Genomic DNA, 18,177 nt, shown 5'->3' with positions numbered 1-18,177 from the left:
CTCCTGTTTTTCCGGTTTTACTGCAGCTTTTTGAGATACTCTTCCACATCACCGATGGTCTTGATACCTTCCAGATCCTCGGATGGGATTTCTACATCAAACTCTTCCTCAAGAGCCATGACCATTTCAAATAAATCCAGGGAATCTGCACCCAGATCCTCCTTGAAGGATGTCTCCTCTGTCAGTGTTCCAACCTCTGTTCCTAATGAGTCTGCTACGATTTCCATGATTTTTTCTAACATAAATTTTTCTCCTTAGACATATTTGTTAATATTGTTATATTATCTGTATTAGCGCCGATGAATCCGGCGGTATTTCCGGTTTTATCTTTCTTCGTTTTACCATCTAAGCAGGCTTGCCCCGTAGGACAACCCTCCGCCGAAACCGGACAGCACCAGGAAATCTCCCGATGAAAATGCCCCTTTCCGGTTCTGTTCGTCCATTAATATAGGGATGCTGGCAGAAGAAGTGTTTCCGTATTGCGAAATGTTCATAGGAAATTTCTCCATGCTCTCTCCCAGGCGTTTGGCAACGGACTTTACGATCCGCTCATTTGCCTGATGAAGAAGGTAATAACGAATCTCCTCCTGCTTTTTACCTGACTGTTCCAACAGCTCCCGTATTACCTCCGGTTCTCTGGAAACTGCAAATTTAAAGACTTCCTTTCCATCCATCTGCATATAGGTTTCCGCTGCTGCCGGAATATCCTCGTATTTTTCCTGGTTCCTGCTGGTGCATGTGAGCACGCTGCCCTTTTCTCCTGTGGAATGTGTCACCTGGACGTAAAAACCTTCCGGAGATGCCTGCAGCACTGCCGCTCCTGCGCCGTCTCCGAACAGGATACAGGTACCGCGGTCTTTCCAATTAGTAAGATTGGAAAGGCGTTCCGCGCCGATCACAAGAGCAGTCCGGTAAATTCCCATTCCCAGATATGCCTGGGCAGTATTTAAGGCAAACAAAAATCCGGTACAGGCGCTGCTCAGATCAAAGCAGGTGGCCCGTGAAGCGCCGATCCGCTCCTGAACCCCACACGCGGTACATGGCATGATCTCGCCTGGTGAAATGGTTGCCACCAGGATCAGATCCACCTCTTCTGCGCGGATTCCCGCATTGTCCAAAGCGGCCTTTGCCGCCTCCGCCGCCATATAAACAGTGGGCTCCCTGTTCCCTGCAATATGTCTTCTCGCAATCCCGGTCCGTTCCCTGATCCACTCATCGTTGGTATCCACCATCTGGGACAATTTTTCATTCTCCCAGACCTGCTCAGGTATGTAAGAACCAGTTCCGATTATTTTTCCTACCATAATTATCTTCCTGTTATCTTATTTTATTCTAAAATATTTTGATTATCAAAGTATATCACAATTTCTTAACCTGTCAATACCAAATCTTTTCATTCATGTACAAAGTACAGTCTTACGGATATGAACCCCATAGGAATATATGGAACCGGACTTGACGTTTTTTCACAGTTTGTCTATAATGAGTCAAGAATGTCCCAAAAGTAATACCATATTCATAATATCTTAAGAAATCATGAGGCAAAAATGAAAAAAGAAATTATAGCTCTAAAACCTGTTGAAAAACAATCTTTATATATTAAAATTTCCGATTCTATTTACAGTTACATCAAAGTAAATGACCTGCAGCCCGGAGATAAACTGCCTTCTGAGCGCACCATGGCGTCCATGCTGCAGACAAGCCGGAATTCTGTCAGAGAAGCTCTCCGTATTCTGGAAGACCGCGGTCTGATCTACATCAAAACCGGAAGCGGCGTATTTGTCAGCAATCTTTACGGTGAGCAAAATGTACTTTCTATCCGCTTAAGGAACTGCACGCTGGAAGAATTGCAGGAACTGCAGTCCGCTCTGGACCACCAGGCTGTTTTAAATGCCATTACCCGCGGCACACCGGAGCAGAAAGAAAAGCTTGTCTCCATTGCGGAGGAGATGCTGGCTCTCTGCCAGGATAATGTTTACAGCCATACTCTTGACCACAGCTTTCACAGCCAGCTTTATAAAATGGGACAAAACAATGCGGTCCATCAGTTGATCAATAAGATCCGGGATCACCGTTTCGTACGCAGAGCGGATGCTGACTGCGAAAACGACTCCATCTGGCTGACTACCGTCCCGGATCATCTTACTCTGGCTAAGGCGATTCAGTCTATGAATTCCGCAGCAGCGCTGGATGCCATTGACACCATCAATAACTACGGTTTTTCTTTAAAATTGGAAAAGGCCGGCGAATCCTCTTGATTCACCAGCCTTTATTTCTATTTACTTATCTGTTTTCTGCAATTACAGTTCTTTTCCTGTAAGCTCTACGTATTCCTCGTAGTTATCTCCACCTTTTTTAATCTTTGCAATACCAAAGCCTGTGAAGCCCCAGATAATCGCGAAGATTACACCTGTGTAGCAGAGGCATGCCCACGGAGCATACTGTACAGTGGAAACGCCTAAGGTGGAAGTCATAAACACACCTGCCAGGGACCATGGTACCAGTGGTTCTACGACTGTGATACTGTCCTCCAGCGTACGGGACAGGTTCTTTGTCTCCAGACCTCTTCGAATATATTCATCCTTGAACAGTCCGCCCAGCATCAGGAAGGTAACACATGCTTCACCAATAACTGTGATGATGATTACGCCAAGTGCTGCTGTGATCGTAATAAGCTGACCTGTGCTGTGGATGTGCTTCATGATGCGGGACAGAATGACATCCAGGCATCCGGCTACAGTCAGAGCGCCGATAAACGCAAATCCGCAGAATGCCATTAATGCTGTATTCATCATGGAAGACATACCGCCTCGCTGCAGAAGATTCGGTACCTCTTTCGCAACATTTTCCAGATCAATTGCAGGATTTGCAAACATCTCCATTTTGAATCCGCCTAACATACTAGCTGCGCAGGTTGAGAAGGAGAATCCCTGTACGGCCATTGCGATGAGTACTGCAACAGCAGAAGAGATCATCATAACCGGAATGGTTGGTTTTTTCATCAGAGAGCCTGCCACAATAATGACCGGAGGTACAAGGAGAAGCAAGCCTACCGGCATGCTCAAATTGAACAGAGCTTCCAGCGCTTCAATAATCGCATCTACCTGGCTGATCTCGCCGCTGCTCGCAAAGGATATACCAGCAATGACATATACAATACAGCTTATGATAAAGCCCGGTACTGTAGTGTAAAACATATGTCCGATGTGTTTATAAAGGTTTGTACCGGATGCAATGGCAGACATATTTGTACTGTCAGAGAGCGGAGACATTTTATCTCCGAAATATGCTCCGGCTACGATGGCTCCGGCTACTGCCGGAAGCGGTGCTCCCATACCGGCTGCAACACTCATAAGGGCTGCGCCTACGGTTCCTGCTGCTCCCCAGGAGGTACCTGTGCTGACAGAAAGAATTACCGTTACCAGGAAGGAAGTTACAATAATAAATTTCGGGTTGATGATCTTCAATCCGATCACTACCAGGAATGGGATGGTGCCGCTTACAATCCATGCACCGATCATCAAACCAACGGTGATCAGAATCATGATAGCCGGAAATGCTTTTGCAAGCTTTTCGACGATCTCATTTTCAACCTCTTTCCACGTATATCCCAGAATCATACAGAGAATCGTGGTAAATGCCGCACAAATCAGCAACAGAATCTTAATATCGATACTGTAGATCACCAGACCTGTAAATAAAACAACAAACATCACTACCAGAGGCAAAATCGCCAATCCCAAACTGGGTTTTTTCTTCTCTTTCGTTCCCATAATCCACCTCATTATACATTCTCAAGGGCCTGTCTCAGATCCTCGATCAGATTTTCCGCGCCTTCCAAACCACAATGCAGTCTTACAATGCTTCTGTTTACACCAAGGAATTCCTGCTGTTTTTCGTTCCAGTTGTAGGTGTAAGCAATGGCAAGACTCTCAAAACCGCCCCATGAGCAGCCTCTCTCAAAGATCTTAAGGCTGTCTACAAAACGGGCTGTTGCTTTCTCATCACCATCGATCTCAATACTCATCAGGCCGCACTCGCCCTTCTGCTGCTTGCGCGCAAGCTCATACTGAGGATGGGATTTCAAACCGGTAAAGTATACCTTCTTTACCTTCGGATGATTTTCCAGGAATTCCGCAACCTTCATTGCTGTCTCATAATGTCTCTGCATTCTCACATCCAGTGTACGGAGACCTCTGATTGCCAGCCATGCCTCCATCGGTCCAAGGACTCCTCCGAACCAGTCTCTCTGAACCATGATTTTTTCCATAAACTCCTCATCCTTGGAGATCAATACACCGCCGATGAGATCGCTGTGACCGCCGATATACTTTGTCATGGTGTGCATAACGATATCAATTCCCATATCCAAAGGCTTCTGGAAAATAGGTGTGGAGTAGGTATTGTCAATATAGGTTTTGATACCGTGTTTCTTTGCGATCTTTGCAACGCCTTCCAGATCGATTACGGAAAACAGCAGTGTTGTGGGGCTCTCCAGAATGATCAGGTCTGTTTCCGGACGGATCGCTTCCTCAAAATCCTCCAGCTTTGTTCCCTTTACATAGGTAACGCTGATGTTCATCTTTTCAATCAGGAATTCGTCTAAAAGATGCTGTACCGGTCCATAGCTTTCTTTGATGCAGATAATGTGGCTTCCTGTTTTACAAATCGCAAGGATTGTGGCTGCACATGCTGCCATTCCAGCGGAAAATACCACTGCTCTCGTTCCATGCTCCAGTGCTGCCATTTTTTTCTCAAGAATTGTCACCGTAGGGTTGGATGCTCTGCCGTAGTAATACTGATCCTTGAAAATATCTACGGCAAAATAGTCGTCTACGGAGTCAAATACATGAAGTGAATTCATAAAAATCGGCGGTGTTACGGACTTCATGTACTTGGATGGGTCTTCGCCCACATGTGTCATTGCTAATAAATCCTTGTTGTCTGCCATGATTTATTCCCCCTTCTCCTTTTTGGTTCTATGGTTCAGTGGTTGAACCAATTTGTGACTCTTATTATAAATATCATGTAAAATTTTGTCAATAATCCATTGAATGCTTTTTTATTTTTCAGCAAATTATAACAAAAACGGTATTGCCTTTTTATATCATTTTCCCAATTTTCTTATCAAAAAGGTGTTGACGTGTATTTTCTCTAAGGTTACAATGAGGGTATAAACAGAAAACGAAAGGCAGGTGAGGTGAATGGAATCTGGTGTCAGTAGTTATCACTCGTGCATTTTAACTGAAAACCGAATAGTGAAAAGGAGCATAAGATATGAACAGAGATATTTTTATGGAACTTCTGGCACGGCGGGAATTCAAGGCTGTCCGCAGCATTTTGGATGTGATGAACGCCGTAGACATTGCCTCCCTGCTTTCCCAGCTTGAGGACAGGGAGCTTGCTCTGGCATTCCGGCTTATTCCCAAGGACAAAGCCGCAGAGGTATTCTCCAACATGGGAAATTCCCTCCAAAGCCAGCTCATCGATGTATTCACGGAAAAAGAGCTGAAGGAGATCCTGGATGATATGTACATGGATGATACCGTAGATATGCTGGAGGATCTGCCTGCAAACGTGGTGACCAGGATCCTGGAAGCCATTGAGCCGCAGAAACGTGCCCAGATCAATGTTCTCCTCCGCTACCCGGAGGACAGTGCCGGGTCTATTATGACGACCGAATATGTAGATTTGCGGGGGCATATGACAGTAAAGGAAGCCATGGCACACATTAAGCAGGTGGGCATCCACAAGGAAACCATTTATACCTGCTATGTGCTGGAATCCCGCAAGCTTTCCGGTATTGTCACTGCCAAAGACCTGATGACCGCAGAGGACGATGTGCGGATTGCGGATCTGATGGAAACAGAGATCATCTCCGTCGGAACTCATGCCGATCAGGAGGAGGTTGCAGGACTTTTTGCAAAATATGACCTTCTGGCGCTTCCGGTACTGGATGCGGATGAATGTATGGTGGGCATTGTGACCGTTGACGATGCCATTGACGTTGTGGTAGATGAAGCCACTGAGGATATGTCCCTTATGGCTGCCATAAATCCAAGTGAAAAGACATATTTTGAAACCTCTGTGTGGGAACATGCAAAAAACAGGATTCCCTGGCTTTTGATCCTCATGTTGACAGCCGCCATTACGGGAACGATCATTACCAGATATGAAAATGCCTTTGCCGCTATTCCCCTTCTGGTTTCCTTCATTCCCATGCTGATGGACACAGGCGGAAACTGCGGCTCCCAGAGTTCAACCCTGATCATCCGCGGAATCGCCCTTGGGGAGATCCAGTTCCGGGATCTTTTTAAGGCTGTATTTAAGGAATTTCGGATTTCCATGGTAGTAGGCGCATTTCTCGCCATTGCCAACGGGCTGCGGATCCTGATCATGTACCGCGATTCTCATCTGGCATTTGTCATTGCACTGTCGTTGGTGGTGACCGTCATGCTTTCCAAAATGATCGGCTGCACCCTGCCGCTTCTGGCAAAAAAGGTACATCTGGACCCTGCCATTATGGCTGCGCCGCTTATTACGACGATTGTGGATACCTGTTCCATTTTGATTTATTTTAATATCGCAACGATGGTGTTTCATTTGACAATATGAAAGCTGAATATGATAATACAAAAAACGCTGTTGAGAGCTTAACCGAAATCATTTCGATTCTGCTCCTGCAGCGTTCTTTCGTTTTGTCCTTTACTTTTTCACGGTCACTTTACAGGTGATTTTCTTAGAGCCGGAACGGACGGTTATGACTGTCGTCCCCTTGCGCTTTGCCGTGATCTTTCCCTTGGAATTGACTGTTGCAACCTTGGGATTCGAGCTTGTGTAGGTCACCTTCTGCTGGCTGGTGACCGGAGATACGGTAGCTGTAAGTGTATAAGTTTTTCCCTTTTTCGCCAGCGTTACCTGTCTGGTATTTATCTTAATTTTTGTAGTCTTTACGGTTCCGTTCTGTACCTTTACCTTGATTTTTTTACTCAGACCGCTTGCCAGGGTTACGGTAATGGTCGCACTTCCTTTTTTCCTGGCGATGACCTTTCCTTTGGAATTGACAGTAGCAACTTTCGTGTTACTTGATTTCCACTTTGTCACTTTGTCTCCTGACGCCAGGCCGGAGGCTTTTATGGTAAAGGATTGACGCACCTTCAGGGTCAGACTCGAAACACTCAGCTTGACAGCAGGCGTCAGCCTGGCAATGGGAGCTGTAACCGCAGCCCCACAGTTGCTGCAAACAGCCGTTTTCACACCTTCTGCCAAGGCCGTAGCAGCCTTTGTTGTCTTATATTCGCCATAGCTGTGGCTGGCAAGGGGCAGCTTCATGGCGGCTTCTGTCGTCTCTTTCGTACCCTGCGCATCACTGAAAAGCTTTCCACACCGGGTGCACTTCCAGTATTCTCCGTTTCCCTGCACCGTGCAGGTAGATGCTTTTGCTTCAATCTTTGTCAATTGATGCCCCGCCGCCGGGATGGCGTCTGTCTTTGTCTCTCCGCAGAGAATGCAGCGGTAGGCTCCCCTTCCGGCTTCTGTACATGTTGGTGCGATTTCCGTCTGGTTCAATGTCCAGCTATGATATATACCTCTCTCAAGCTGCGGAAAAGTAAACTGCATACCGCCTGACGCGGATAAATCTCTGTTTTCCGTACGTTCCTCGCTGATCTTTATATACAGGCCCTGCGAATCCCATCCAACCATAAGGTAGGTAGTAAGCGGTACTTCCGGGTCCTTTGTGTCATCCCAGGTTGCATCTACCAGGTACCATTTTCCGTCAGCCATCTGGATATAATTCCACATATGGGCTCCTACTGTTCCGTAAGCTGTGGATTTCGCCAGACCGCTGACACATGCGCAGTTTACCCCCAGACGGTCACAGAGGATCTTCATGGTTTTTGCATAGCCCTCACAGACGAATCCGTGATCCGTTCCCAGAAAAGCCGGGCGCGCGCTGTGTACCACCAAATTTCCCGGGGCATCTGCGCCTTTATAGGTTGCCAGACGGCATATGTAATCGTGGATTCCCTTTACTTTTTCCGGTGTTGAGGCATTTCCCAGCTCTCCCTGAAGAATACTCACTGTGTTATCTACAGATGCCATGAATGCTTCCATATCTTTATGCGCATCCGTTTCAATCTCCTTCGTTCCCATCTGTAGCTTTACGCTGTTGCTGATATAACCCTGGCAGTTTCCGTCTGCATTCTTCGTATATCCGTAGCTAAATGTATAAGTACACCCTCTGAACCAGAATACTTCCGGATGGTCGTAGGAAAATGCGTCTACTGCCGCCTGCACGATGTATTTTAACTCCGCTCTTGCTGCTGCGAAATTGTCGTCCTGCACTAATTTTCCGTCATCCCCCACAGAAGCATCAAAGTAAATTCTGTCCAGAAGGCTCACTGCAAGCTCCGCATAATCTGCATCAGCCAGCCCCGTCCGGTAGTTTGTCACATACCGTTCCACCATCCTTCCATAGAGATTCGCCGATTCATCACCTAGCTGTTCACCGTAGCTCCCGTTGTAGTATCCAATAGAAAAAAAGCTGATGCCTGATGCCAGCTCATCAGCCGCCTTTATGGGCGCTTCAACCTCATCTGTCATGTAAGACTCTGGGTTTTGCACTTCATTCAGAGTATCCTGTGCTTCTGCCAGATTCACGTCATCCAGGAAACCATTCTCTTCCGGCTCCTCCCCCGGTATGCTGCTTTCTCCGTCTGTAAAACCCTGAGCGGAAGTCCCGTTCTCTGGAATCATTCCCTCTGCATCCTCGTCCGCTGAAAACGCAAACTCTGTGCCTGCATACTTTGAACCCTCGTTTTCCGCGCTCACATTCGCTGAGATCATGTCCTCTGAAACGCCGAAATTACCGGCCTCCGGATCAGTAGAAAAACCATCTTCTTTCAACTGTCCGGCGGCTTCCTGCTGCCACATAGCCTCGTTATCCCGTTGTGTAAGCTCTTCCTGTCCATAAATCCCCACAGGCTGCGCCGCCAGAATCACGCTTAAAAGCCCCGCAATAAATCTGCTTCTTTTCTTCATATGTCCAACTCCTTTGTTGTCCAACCTACATTGAATCATTACCGCGGATCGATTCCACTCTCCATCCTGCTTTTACTTCCCGGAAAGCTGTTTATTTATCTCTCTGAAGTCCTTCAGAGCCTGCTTTCCCGTCTTGAAAATATTCTTCATATTTACCGAATTTACGCCCCCCTGACGCGGCCGGAATGTAATGGGAATATACTTCACCTTTAACCTTTTTTTTGCATAAATAACGGAGATCAATACATTAGAAAGATTGAAATTCTTCGGCACAAACTTAATATTTTTCCGCAAGGTTTCCGCTTTCATCAAACGATACGGCGTATTGGCGTCCCGCACATTCACTCCAAAACACAGTCTGATGACCAACTTCAAAACCTTGGTGGTAAACACCCTTGCCGCGCCGTCCTCGCGGCTTTTTCTCCACCCGATCAACATATCATACTGCTGCCTCTGCTTCCAGAATGGCCCAAATTCTGACGGCAGCGTCTGCCCGTCAGAGTCTGTCTGAAAAACATAATCTGCCCCATGCTCCAAAGCATAATGATAACCATACAGTACCGTCGCACCATGACCTCCATTTGGCTTGGTGATCGGCTGAAACAGCGGCCTGTCCTTTGTATATTCTTTCATGATCGAATAGGTGGAATCCTTGCTCCCGTCATCAATGATCACAAGCCTCGATTCCCCTCCGCCGTTATGCTTTTCTACCACCGCATACCATTCGTCGATCACCTGACGGATGTTTTCTTCCTCATTGTATGCGGGGATTATGATAAATAATTTGTCCATATTTTGTCCTCAAAAGTTTGTTCTACATGTGTAACAGTATAACATTCTCTTTTCTTGATGGCAATGAAGAAGAGGCACTTTTTCTTTCCTTACGGTACTAGACAAGTCTTGCTCCTATCAGACACTGGTACATGCATTGCCCGACCATATAAGTAATACCGCCGATATGAAAAACATACCATTCCATATTCTGACTTTCCTGATATCTCCCGTTAAACAGGTCTCGCCCTGCGGTTCCACCAAGAACAGAAGCGCAAGGAGCGGCAACAAAATTAGCGACCAGGCGTCCTTGTTCTTTCTTACAAATTAATCATTTACTCAAGGTCAGCCGTTTCCGAAGCACTTCAATCTTACATTCATGCCTTTTCGCCGCTCTGTCATAAGCAATTCCTACTCCCAGAATACGACCTGTATACTTTGGCTTTTCTCCCATTTTTCCTTCAAACTGCAAAGCATACTGTCTGTCTTTTATCTGCTGAAGAGCATCTTCTGCCGTATGGTCAACCTTCAATTCCAGGATAATTCCGTCTGCACTGTGATCCACCTCCGGATAAAAAATAAAATCAACATACCCCACACCAGCTTTATCTTCACGCTCAATCCTGTAAAAGTCTCTTGCTGATAAATAGACAAGCGTTACAAGAACGGTTAGCTCGCTTTCTGTACTATAGCTCAGCAACGGTGATTCTGTATTATGTGCAAAAGCCATGATCTCAGCAACTTTTTCAGCGTCTCCTTCAAGGGTTGCCTTCAACATTTCAGATGACGTATTTGCCAACCGATACATATATCCCAAAGACGGCTCTTTCATCAGCATATCACTGAACTTATCCATCAATTCCCTATTCGGAATAGCGACACAGCCATTTTCATAGCTCAAAAATCCATAAACCACCATGGCAGAAAAAATCTCATCCTTGGTTGTAAGATTCATTGATGTCGCGGCGTACTCTTTGATCTTCGCCGGAACGGAAATACCCGAAACCATTCGTGCCAGATCTTCCCGAACTGCTGCCGTATTTTGCTCAATATAATAAAAAATTTCATCGTATGGCCCCGAACTCGTCCAATAATTTCCAAGGTTGTTGTTTGTCAGAGACACTACCACCGAACGCGGATTATACACTCGCTCTCCGGATTTTGTATGATAACCATCATACCATGTTCGCAATCCCTCACGGGTAACCAGTGGATTCGACTGATTCATTAAAAAACGATCAAACAGTTCATCTACTTCCGATTCTGTAAATCCAAAACAATCACCATACATCTCTTCAGAAGCCATCGTATACTCCAAAAACATGTTCAGTTCAGAACCGCTGGAATATTTCGCAATCGGCAGAATCCCTGTCATATACGCCAGTGACACATAGGGCTTGTCTTTCAGCAAATTACTTAGAAAATCAATGTAATCCGCTTTGTCGCTCTCCGTTACAAAATCTCTGTGAAAGATAAAATCCCATTCGTCCAACACAAATATGAAACGTGCAGTATTATCCATTGTATATATTTTTTTTAAAACATCCCACACCGCATCATTTGCATTAATGCACACGTCAGGATAAGCTGTCTTTAAATCGTCAAGCAGACTGTTTTCGATACGGCTGATATACTGTTCATAAGTCCTGCATCTTCTGGGTATTTCATTAAATGATATATGAATCACATTATGCTGGTTCAGATTCTTCCGAACAGAATCCCCGGTCAGTACCTTTACAATATCCAGTTCATTGAATAGCTCTTTTGCTTCACATCCTCTTGTGAAAAAAGCGGCAATCATATTTGCCATTACCGACTTGCCAAAGCGACGTGGCCTTGTAATACATATATTCTTTCCAGGCGTTCCGATTCTAGGAATGATTTGCGCTAACATGGAAGATTTATCCACAAAATACAAGCTGTCGCAAATCTCCTTGTAAGCATCATATGCCGCCATACTGTTCAGATACATTCCCATATGACAAACGCTCCTTTCATTTTTAATAGTGTTTAGGCGTTTTTGAAACGCCGGAAGCCCAATAAATACGGCCTTCTTTTTGTTACAAAATAAAACATCTCCTCATTGGTTTATGGTAAAATAGAGTCGCCAAAAACTATCAACCAATCCATCAATAAGGAGATGTACCTATATGCTACCACATAAGCTGCTCTCTTTGGCAGAAATTTTTACCGATTGCCAAAATAAATTTGACTTGTTTCGCAACTACCTATTAATAGTATAACATTCTCTTTTTCTGATGACAATGTGGAATAAATGTTACGTTACCATCGAAACGCACTAATCGCTAATAGAGAGAGGCAGCCAATCCGCCGTGGTCACCCCTCGTCGAACAACTGCCTCACCCTTTCCTTATTCTTCTGCTTCTATTTCCTTCAGAAGCTCTTCTATTTTCTCCACGCTCTCTTCAAGCTCGTCCGCTATGGTTTCAACGGGCTTACCCTTTGCAATTTTTTTCTTGATCTGAACCTTTAACAAGTTTCTGCTGCCTTGCTCGATCCCTCGTTCGATTCCTTGCTCAATTCCTCTCGCCTCCACTAAATCCGAAAGATTGCACATCAGGTTCATCTCCTTTCCCAGCTTCCTGCTCATCTCTATATGGTATTCCTCCTCCAGCCGCTTCTTCTTTTCCTTATAACTCATATGGCTGGACAGGGTGGTATTTATCATATTGATAAACTCGTCTTCCGATTCCACATCCTCATTCAGCGTGATCACCACCACGCTCATTTTATCATATGTATCCTTGTTGTCCGGCACTCCCGGCAATAGATCTTCCTTCTGAAATTCGTACAGTGCGATGGCGTTCCCGATGTACTTCGGCGCGTTCATGCAGATCCAGATCGAGTACACCTTCTTCAGATTTCCGTACTCCGAATGGACGATCTCGCGGCCAAGCTGCGCGGAGATCATCCGCGCCACATACAGAATACCACGGCTTACGATCGGATACCCCGGGTAAAAATCCTTTTGCGCCTCCACATTGAGGATCAGCTTGATCTTTATTTTTTCGTGGGGCACATACGCATAAAAGTGGATATCGAAGGTGACTGTCCCCTCGTCCGGCACAGTATCCTCGTTGGACATGCCGCTGACCCGCTCCCGGTTCGTTTTTCCGGGGTCTACAGGCACCGTCGAGATCTCCGGCTCCCCTTCAATACAATCCATGATCTCCCCGATCTTCATATCGGAGAACTCTTTCGCCACCCTTTTCAGGATCCACGCCAGGATTACTTTGTTTCCAAGAACCCTTTTGCACTGGGCATCGTACTGTTCCTTGCTCTCCGCCAGGGACAGCGCCTTTGCGATTTCATTTTTCATCTGCATCTTCCTTTCGTGATCAAAAGCATCTAAGTAGTCATGTTTTAACAGATTATTCTGCTATTAGCGATTAGTTCTGTCGTTTGCCTTTGATTCCGTGATAACGGAAGATTGCCTTTCGGCTGTTCATGTTCTGAATAAATTAAACATTGATTTGCTTCTTATGCGAATATCATAGCACGATTTGTACTTTTTGTCATCCGAAAATTTTAAGCCTTGCATTTGTAAGCACTCAATAAAAACGGGCGGAAGACTGATTTGAAAGATTGGACGGCAGTCCCCTTGCTGATTCTATTCTGAATCCCATCATACCCTCTGCCTATACTATACGAATTTTGCCTTATTCTTCATCCGAAAGAGTAAAAATATTGCTTTGTATGTGCCGTCTGTCAATAACATTATTGTATTGAATGGTTTTATATTGGGTGATGAGCGCCTCGTATTCCTTTGTGAGTTCATCCATTGCATACCACTTTCCACTATGATTGCAAACGGCTCCCATTCCAATAACCGGCAGCGTGTCTTTTAAATTTAGTAAAAATTTATTATACGGTGTCAGTTCTAAACCTGCCTGCTGCAGAACATAACTCGATAAATAGTTAGCACTCATATTTTCATCCTTTTTAGATTCGTGCTCATAATTAGTCCAGATTACATAAGGAGTCTGATACAGCACCTGCGACTGTTCCATATCTAAATTGTTCATGTCCTCACCGAAAAGCTCACTATAAAATTCCTCCTCTACGGCCGGTAAATGGTCACCAAACATAACAATCATTGTCGGCTCATCTACCTTTTCAAAATAGCTGACCAACTCATGGAATGCCGAATCAGATTCCTTTATAAGTGATAAATAGGCTTCCGTAAACGGATAAACCGTCTCATAATTTAACGAAACTGAAGGGATAAATTCATTAAAAGTATCCTCGCCATATCCGCCATGATTCTGCATTGTCACAAGAAAAGTAAACATCTTCTCCCCTTGATCTTTCTCTTCAATAAGATGTTTTATTTTTTCGTAAGCAGATTTATCGCTTGCACACCATCGGATATTTTCAATGTCCTCTCCCCAGTTTTCAATTCCGTAAAACTCATCAAATCCCATCTCAGGGTAAACCGATGAACGATTCCAATTCGTAGACCAATACGGATGTAGCGCAATAGTACGGTATCCCTGCTGTTTCATCGACCACGCCATTCCATACTCTGGGTTTTGGCAATAAATCTCATAAGCTGTACTTCCGCTCGCCAGAAACTGTTTCGAATTCCCCGTCAAAAACTCGTATTCGGACTCTGCTGTTCCGGCCCCAAAGACCGGCATCTGCAACCATCCCTTAATTGTATTGTCTTTCATACTATGTAGGTAAGGAAGTATCTCTTCATCCGTTGCCAAATCCTGGATGCTCTCAAAATCAGCCAGACTTTCGTTCATAATAACAATTAAGTTTTCCGGTTGTACCACTGACTTATCCTCTGTCTCACTGCTTACAGCAATTACTTCCGCACGTTCAGGCGAATATCCCTTTGGCTTTTCCACATTATTATACGCACATTCCAAAAGTAATGTATACAAAGTTCCCTTTTCCTCATAGTTACCATTAAGGTTCCAAAAATCCACTCCCTCAAATCCTAATCGGCCCATTACTCCAGTATTCAAAAAAGCAGCTATAATACTCACAAAAATACCTATGCCCAGAACTCTTACTGCTATGACCACCCTGTTTTCAGGAAAAGACATCTTTTGTAAAATATGCTGTGCAGCAACCAATCCAAGAAACGCCTGTAAGCACACTGCTAATCGTACAGGCATTTCGAACACATAGGAATCAGAAACTGTAAATGCTGTTTTTATATTTATAACATCAAACAGCATAAATGGTCTTCCTCTAAAGAGCATTACATAATATTGAGCCAATGCCACTATCAGAAGTACGACTGCAAAAACGTCCGCCGATATCCGCAGCCTTTTCCAACCCAAGCTGAAAACCAGATACAGAATATAAAACAATAGGATATTAATTGCAACATATTTGTTCTGAATTGTAGAAAAATTTCCTATAATCGACTCAAAGATGCAATACATTGTAAGCGGAGTTATTCCCCACATTATCCAGCCAACAGCTTTTTGTCTTTTGGCGGTTTGCAGCTTTCTTTCCAAAAGTTTTAACACAAATATGCACACAAACAGTAGAAAATCGACAAATATAATTTTATAAAATGCCTGAATATCATAGTATTTGTACTGATAGACAATGTCCACATTTCCACTCAGTGTTTCCCCATTCCAACTGCACCCTTGGTTTTCTTTAAGATTCGCTGTGCTAAGAAAACAGTGTATCGAAATCGGTCTGTCATTTTTCATTTCAACATCAAATTCAGGATGTATTTTTAACTGGTATGGCTCTCCTGCATTCACATTCCTGTCAACTTCGTATACACCATACTGCAAATCTTCAACTTCTACCGGAACAATTTTGGAATCCCAGATCAACACATTCTCACTGTCATAAATGCCTATAAAAAACGTAATACTTGAATCGTGGAACTCTTCTTCTGTCGATAAGGCAAATCGTAATTTTATTGTCTCTAAGTAAGGACGTACCGGGACAAACTTCTGCACAAATTCATCTGAACGGCTTAAAAAGGGCAACGTAAAGTCAAACTCCGCGTTCTCATCGTACTCTACTCCAGATTCCTCATAAACTGGGCAGTTTACTTGAGTTCGATAACTCCAGAAATTCACAACCAGTAGAAAAAGTGCTATAACTCCCCAAAAACATACTTCGTGTCTTATATTTATTCTTTTGCTCAGCAACATTTTAACCTCTACAATCATTTGTAAAATATATAGTTTTGTAATTGTAGTCGTCAAATAAATCTTTAATTTTCCAAAAAAACTTTTCTGGTAATAAAATTATATACCATAACAATAGCTGTGGCGAAAATTTTTGACAAAAGATATATAATTTTTGCTTTATCTACCAACAACCACATCAACAGTTCATTAATCCCAAGCCCGATTATGCTCAGAACCAAAAATACCACAAATTCCTCGCTCTTTTTCCGCTTTTTTGCAACATCAAATACCCAGTGGGTGCTCAGAACATAATTATAAATCACTGATACACAAAAAGATATTCCGCTGGAAACAAGATAATTAATCCCAAAAATCTCCGTCAGAGCAACCATTACTCCATAATCAATAACAAACGCTGTTCCCCCCACAATGCCGAAACGTAATATCTGCGCCATTAACGTTTTCATAATCTATCTCCTCTCCTTGAGTAAGAATTCATTATAGCGCTCCTGAATATGCTGCAAATCCATCTCAAAATCCTGACGGTTTTTCTGAACCATTGTCTGAAGGATCAATCCGGAGAAAAATGACTGTATTGCTGCTAATTCCACCAGTCCACACACAATCAAAGTCGGCAGCTTCATCACTTTGCCTGTTTCAAGAAAGGCAGTAAAGACCGGAACAAAAAATCCCAGTGCCAATAAAGTTAATATTAATGCCAATATACCAAAAAAGGCAAACGGCTTATAATTCCGATATAATCTGCCAATAGTATTCAAAACCTTAAATCCATCCGAATATGTGTTTAATTTAGACTCACTTCCGTACGGTCTATCCCTGTATTCAATAATTACATTTTCTATGTACATATTTTTGTCTATTGCATGGATGGTCATTTCCGTTTCAATTTCAAAGCCTTTTGACAACACAGGAAATGATTTTACGAATTGATAACTAAATGCCCGATAGCCCGTCATAATATCATTGATTTTCGTCTTAAACATAAGATTAATCGCACTACGAACCAAGCTATTACCGAAATTATGAAATAATCTCTTATTTTCAGCAAAATATGTAGAGGATAAGCGATCTCCTATTACCATATCAGCCTTTTTTTCAAGAACCTTTTTTACCATTTCCGTAGCAACTTCCGCAGGATAGGTATCGTCTCCATCCGTCATGACATAACATTCCGCGTCAACTTCACGGAACATACGACGGATCACATTTCCTTTTCCCTGTTGATATTCATACCGCACAACTGCTCCCGCTCTACGTGCAATTTCATCCGTGTGATCTGTCGAATTGTTATCATAAACATAAATCACAGCTTCTGGTAATGCCTTTCGAAAATCATCTACTACTTTTCCAATCGTTTTGCTCTCGTTATAGCAAGGTATCAATACAGCAATTTTATCCATCTTTCTCACACTGCTTTCTCTCTTTTTCGTACTTCTTTTCCTCCAGAATGGTTCTTCTATACTGACTCTGACTGCCTTTTTCCTCAGAGTTTATTATAGAAAGCGCCAATACTAATGGCAATGCGGCTACTACTGAATAGTAATACCGAAACTCAGCATAAACTGGTGTTGCAATGAGAAGTGTTCCCCATACACCAAGCAAAAAAATGTACAAAAAGAGTACATTCCATTTTTTTCTGTATATCGCATAGCCGCTCATTGCAATTAATACCCATGTAAATGCTCCGACGCACCAAACGGTTCCATATATAGGAATATCTTTGTATAGTTCACTCCAAAAGCCCAGTTTCGTCTGCAATTCTTCAGACAATACAGAAGATCTCTCTATGCCTATTTGATTTTCATATAGTCCTTCCGCATAAATCCAATATTCTACATCGGGATACCAATACCCTTTCGTCTGATTCACCCAGGAAATCAAATATTCTTTGGGATATCGCATCCCTAAATCAATCCATAGTTTAAGGTATTTCCCTTTATTTTTCCCCAAATAATCAAGATTTTTATGTTCTCGCACCAGATTCTTTATGGGATCGGAAATAATAGGATTATAATTCTGAGCTATTTTATCAACATCGACAATCTTACTTAAAAGCTTATACTCTTCCGTCTCCAGTTCTTTTCCACTTGCTATTACCATGGCAACATTCTGCGCCGGTATAGATAGACTCTCAATATTATCTGCCGACTCAATCCCCAACTTCTTATAAACGGGACCTTTTATAATAGTAGCTGCAGCCAATGCT

14 protein-coding genes are annotated in these 18,177 nt (G+C 43.5%); 2 read left to right on the top strand and 12 right to left on the bottom strand.

Annotated features, from left to right (window positions below; genetic code table 11):
* Positions 1 to 17: 17 nt before the first annotated feature.
* Positions 18 to 242: an acyl carrier protein gene (gene acpP / locus ACESZH_RS04300; protein ID WP_373212083.1), complete on the bottom strand. Its 225-nt coding sequence runs from the start codon at positions 240 to 242 to the stop codon at positions 18 to 20.
* Positions 243 to 338: 96 nt separating this feature from the next.
* Positions 339 to 1,304, bottom strand: coding sequence for a beta-ketoacyl-ACP synthase III (locus ACESZH_RS04295; protein ID WP_373212085.1), 966 nt, complete (start codon positions 1,302 to 1,304; stop codon positions 339 to 341).
* 243 nt (positions 1,305 to 1,547) lie between these two features.
* Between ACESZH_RS04295 and ACESZH_RS04290 the strand changes: the two genes are divergently transcribed.
* A complete protein-coding gene (locus ACESZH_RS04290; protein WP_373212088.1) occupies positions 1,548 to 2,258 on the top strand; it encodes a FadR/GntR family transcriptional regulator in 711 nt (236 codons plus the stop codon).
* A gap of 42 nt (positions 2,259 to 2,300) precedes the next feature.
* Here the strand turns inward: ACESZH_RS04290 and nhaC are convergent, their stop codons facing one another.
* Positions 2,301 to 3,773: a Na+/H+ antiporter NhaC gene (gene nhaC, locus ACESZH_RS04285; protein ID WP_373212091.1), complete on the bottom strand. Its 1,473-nt coding sequence runs from the start codon at positions 3,771 to 3,773 to the stop codon at positions 2,301 to 2,303.
* A gap of 11 nt (positions 3,774 to 3,784) precedes the next feature.
* Positions 3,785 to 4,951 carry a PLP-dependent aspartate aminotransferase family protein gene (locus tag ACESZH_RS04280; RefSeq protein ID WP_373212094.1) on the bottom strand — a complete coding sequence of 389 codons (1,167 nt, stop codon included), beginning with the start codon at positions 4,949 to 4,951 and terminating at the stop codon, positions 3,785 to 3,787.
* A gap of 326 nt (positions 4,952 to 5,277) precedes the next feature.
* Here ACESZH_RS04280 and mgtE point away from each other — a divergent pair, with 326 nt between their 5' ends.
* Positions 5,278 to 6,615: a magnesium transporter gene (mgtE, locus tag ACESZH_RS04275; RefSeq protein WP_373212096.1), complete on the top strand. Its 1,338-nt coding sequence runs from the start codon at positions 5,278 to 5,280 to the stop codon at positions 6,613 to 6,615.
* 90 nt (positions 6,616 to 6,705) lie between these two features.
* Here the strand turns inward: mgtE and ACESZH_RS04270 are convergent, their stop codons facing one another.
* From ACESZH_RS04270 to ACESZH_RS04235, 8 genes are all read right to left on the bottom strand, one after another.
* Complete coding sequence (locus ACESZH_RS04270; RefSeq protein ID WP_373212097.1) at positions 6,706 to 9,042, bottom strand: Ig-like domain-containing protein; 2,337 nt, start codon at positions 9,040 to 9,042, stop codon at positions 6,706 to 6,708.
* A gap of 72 nt (positions 9,043 to 9,114) precedes the next feature.
* On the bottom strand, positions 9,115 to 9,834 hold the full coding sequence (locus tag ACESZH_RS04265) for a glycosyltransferase family 2 protein (protein ID WP_373212099.1): 720 nt from the start codon (positions 9,832 to 9,834) through the stop codon (positions 9,115 to 9,117).
* Between the two features lie 310 nt (positions 9,835 to 10,144).
* Entirely contained in the window at positions 10,145 to 11,791 is a 1,647-nt protein-coding gene (locus tag ACESZH_RS04260; protein ID WP_373212102.1) for an AAA family ATPase, read from the bottom strand.
* Between the two features lie 393 nt (positions 11,792 to 12,184).
* Positions 12,185 to 13,153, bottom strand: a complete 969-nt coding sequence (locus ACESZH_RS04255) for a hypothetical protein (RefSeq protein WP_373212104.1) — start codon at positions 13,151 to 13,153, stop codon at positions 12,185 to 12,187.
* A 340-nt stretch (positions 13,154 to 13,493) separates the two neighbouring features.
* On the bottom strand, positions 13,494 to 16,025 hold the full coding sequence (locus ACESZH_RS04250; protein ID WP_373212105.1) for an LTA synthase family protein: 2,532 nt from the start codon (positions 16,023 to 16,025) through the stop codon (positions 13,494 to 13,496).
* A gap of 8 nt (positions 16,026 to 16,033) precedes the next feature.
* Positions 16,034 to 16,417 carry a GtrA family protein gene (locus ACESZH_RS04245; protein ID WP_373212109.1) on the bottom strand — a complete coding sequence of 128 codons (384 nt, stop codon included), beginning with the start codon at positions 16,415 to 16,417 and terminating at the stop codon, positions 16,034 to 16,036.
* A gap of 3 nt (positions 16,418 to 16,420) precedes the next feature.
* Positions 16,421 to 17,371 carry a glycosyltransferase family 2 protein gene (locus ACESZH_RS04240; protein WP_373212801.1) on the bottom strand — a complete coding sequence of 317 codons (951 nt, stop codon included), beginning with the start codon at positions 17,369 to 17,371 and terminating at the stop codon, positions 16,421 to 16,423.
* The gene (locus ACESZH_RS04235) at positions 17,364 to 18,173 is read right to left on the bottom strand and encodes a DUF6020 family protein (RefSeq protein WP_373212111.1); all 810 of its coding nucleotides are present in this window, start codon (positions 18,171 to 18,173) and stop codon (positions 17,364 to 17,366) included. Before ACESZH_RS04235 ends, ACESZH_RS04240 begins: the two co-directional genes overlap by 8 nt.
* Positions 18,174 to 18,177: the final 4 nt, after the last annotated feature.

The organism is Ruminococcus sp. 5_1_39BFAA, assembly GCF_964240875.1.
Lineage (GTDB): Bacteria > Bacillota > Clostridia > Lachnospirales > Lachnospiraceae > Blautia_A.
The sequence above is the reverse complement of the archived record's forward strand: the minus strand, read 5'-3'. Positions and strand labels throughout refer to the sequence as shown.